Here is a 2,447-nt window from a genome sequence, read left to right as displayed (position 1 = left end):
TACGTGTTGCAGAGTCGCTACATCGGCCCGTATCTGCTGTACGGCGCGGGTACCGGCTGGCACTCGCCGCAGACGACGACGCAATCACAGGTGTACGCGGTGCGCTACGCGCAGGGTGAGGTCTACGAACTACCGTTGCCACACTCGGTCGACCGTGTCGAGGCACTTGGCAGCAATGCCCTCGTCGTTGGCAGCGACGGCAGGGACCTGCATCTGACCAGTGTACGGCTGACCTCCCTGCCGGTGACGGTTGGCCGGTACACACGCAAGGACGCCGCGCAGGGTGAAACGCGTAGTCATGGCTTCTTCTATCGATCCGAGGGCGAATTCGACGGTCTGCTTGGTCTGCCAATCGTCGGCGGTGGCGAGCCCGGCGCACGCCAACTGCGCACGCCATCGGCAGCCCTGCTCTTTCTGCGCAATCACGCCCTGGCACTGAGCGAACTCGGCACGCTGACCGCGCAACCCTCGGCAAGCGACCAAAGCGACGGCTGCCGCGCTTCGTGCGTCGACTGGTACGGCAATTCGCGACCGCTGTTCGTGCGCGGCCGGGTATTTGCCCTGATGGGCTACGAGATCGTCGAGGGAAAGGTGGACGCCAAGCATATTATGGAGACGCGGCGTGTGAACTTCGCGCCAGCGGTGTTACAGGTGACCCGATAGGGCAGCGCGGGCCCCGGAATTCTGGACCAATTGCCGCCCGATATCAAAAAATGGCGCTGACGACGCGTCCGATCAGCAAACCTGCGACGATCAGGCAGAGAACGGCAAAGCTCTGCTGCAGGCGTCTGCCGGCGAAGCGCGTGGCAAGAGTACGGCCGAGCAGCAGACCAGCGATCGCGCCACCGACGAAAGGCAGCGCCAGGGGCCAGACGATGCTGCCGCCCGCCGCAGCCGCCGCGATGCCACCGACCGAAACCAGCGTCATGACGCCGAGGGAGGTGGCGATGACGCTCGCGGCCGACAGATCGGAGTAGCGGGTAAGCGCGGGGACGATGACGAAGCCACCGCCGACGCCCAGCAAACCGCTGAGCAGACCGCTCAGCAGGCCGGTTCCGCCAAGCGCGCGGGCACAAGGCAGATGCCAGTCGAATCGTCCGACATCCGGGTTCAGCCGGCACGGTTGGGGCTTGCTGGTCGACCCGCCAACCTCCGGCTGTGGGCGGGCGCGCCGCAGCGCTCGCCAGCCCGTCCAGCCGAGCAGCAGGGCAAAGGCCAGCGTCAGCGGCTGATTCGGGATGTGCCGGGCGAGAAAGACTCCTGCCGGCACCGTGAGCAGCCCACAGGCGCCGATCAGCGCCGCGGCGCGGTAGCGCAGGATTCCCTGGCGCAGGCCGAGCAGGGAACCAAGCCCGGCGGCCAGGCCGACAGCCAGCAGACCGATCGGAGCGGCCTGCTGAATGGGCAGACCAAGCCCGAAGACCAGCAGCGGTACGCCAATGATGCCACCACCGGCGCCGGTCAGGGCAAGGATCAGCCCGACAGCGGCACCAAGCAGCGGGGCCATGATTGCCGGGTCGCTCAGCATCGGCATCGTCGGCTCAGATCGTGTTGAGCGGGATCTTCAGGTAACGCATCCCGTTCTCCTCCGGTTCGGGCAACCTGCCGCAGCGCATGTTTACCTGCACGGCGGGAAGCAGCAGTACCGGCACCGCCAGCGTCGCATCGCGCCGCCGCCGCAGGTCAACGAATTCCTCCTCACTGACACCGTCGCGCACGTGAATGTTGCTGCGACGCTGTTCGCCCACGGTGCTGACAAAGGAGTGTGGCCGCTCGCCCGGCGGGTAGTCGTGGCAGAGATAGAGTCGGGTGCTTGCCGGCAGCGCGAGCAGGCGGCGCAGCGAACGATAGAGGGTGCGCGCGTCGCCACCGGGGAAGTCGCAACGGGCGGTGCCGGTATCGGGCATGAACAGGGTGTCGCCGACAAACACCGCCTGCTCGTCACCGTCGGTGAACAGATAACTGGCGCAGGCGGGGGTGTGGCCGGGGGTGTGCATGACCGTGATGCTCAGGCTGCCGACCGTGATCGTCTCGCCATCGGCAAGGAGATGGTCGAACTGGCTGCCGTCGGTGGCGAAACCCGGTCCGGCGTTGAAAAACTTGCCGAATACGCCCTGCACGACAGTCACCTGCCGGCTGATCGCTGTCCGGCCGCCGAGCTTTTCCTGGAGGTAGGAGGCCGCCGAGAGGTGATCGGCATGGACGTGCGTCTCGAGAATCCACTCGACGCGGGCACCGGTCTCGGCGACGCGGCTGATCAGCCGGTCAGCATTGTCGGTGCCGATTCGTGCCGCCTGCGGGTTGTAATCGAGCACGCTGTCGACGACGACGCAGCGCGTTCGGTCAGTATCGAAGACGAGGTAACTGTTGCTGCCCGTCGCCGGATCAAAAAAAGCTTCAATGTACATCGCGGTATCTCCCTGATGAGCGGCTGGCCGCCGCAACCA

Annotated in this window: 2 protein-coding genes and 1 pseudogene; 1 reads left to right on the top strand and 2 read right to left on the bottom strand. The window is 66.1% G+C overall.

All coding sequences use genetic code 11. The features are described from left to right. Positions 1–663 (top strand): annotated as a pseudogene (locus CAPSK01_RS11380) (hypothetical protein); the annotation flags it as partial. Between the two features lie 43 nt (positions 664–706). Here the strand turns inward: CAPSK01_RS11380 and CAPSK01_RS11375 are convergent. Both CAPSK01_RS11375 and CAPSK01_RS11370 read right to left on the bottom strand, forming a co-directional pair. Further along, positions 707–1,534, bottom strand: a complete 828-nt coding sequence (locus tag CAPSK01_RS11375) for a sulfite exporter TauE/SafE family protein (protein WP_273703543.1) — start codon at positions 1,532–1,534, stop codon at positions 707–709. Between the two features lie 7 nt (positions 1,535–1,541). Then, positions 1,542–2,408 (bottom strand): MBL fold metallo-hydrolase, encoded by an 867-nt coding sequence (locus CAPSK01_RS11370; protein WP_034926391.1) that lies wholly within the window; start codon positions 2,406–2,408, stop codon positions 1,542–1,544. Between the last annotated feature and the right edge of the window lie 39 nt (positions 2,409–2,447).

The organism is Candidatus Accumulibacter vicinus, assembly GCF_000584955.1.
GTDB lineage: Bacteria > Pseudomonadota > Gammaproteobacteria > Burkholderiales > Rhodocyclaceae > Accumulibacter > Accumulibacter vicinus.
The sequence above is the reverse complement of the archived record's forward strand: the minus strand, read 5'-3'. Positions and strand labels throughout refer to the sequence as shown.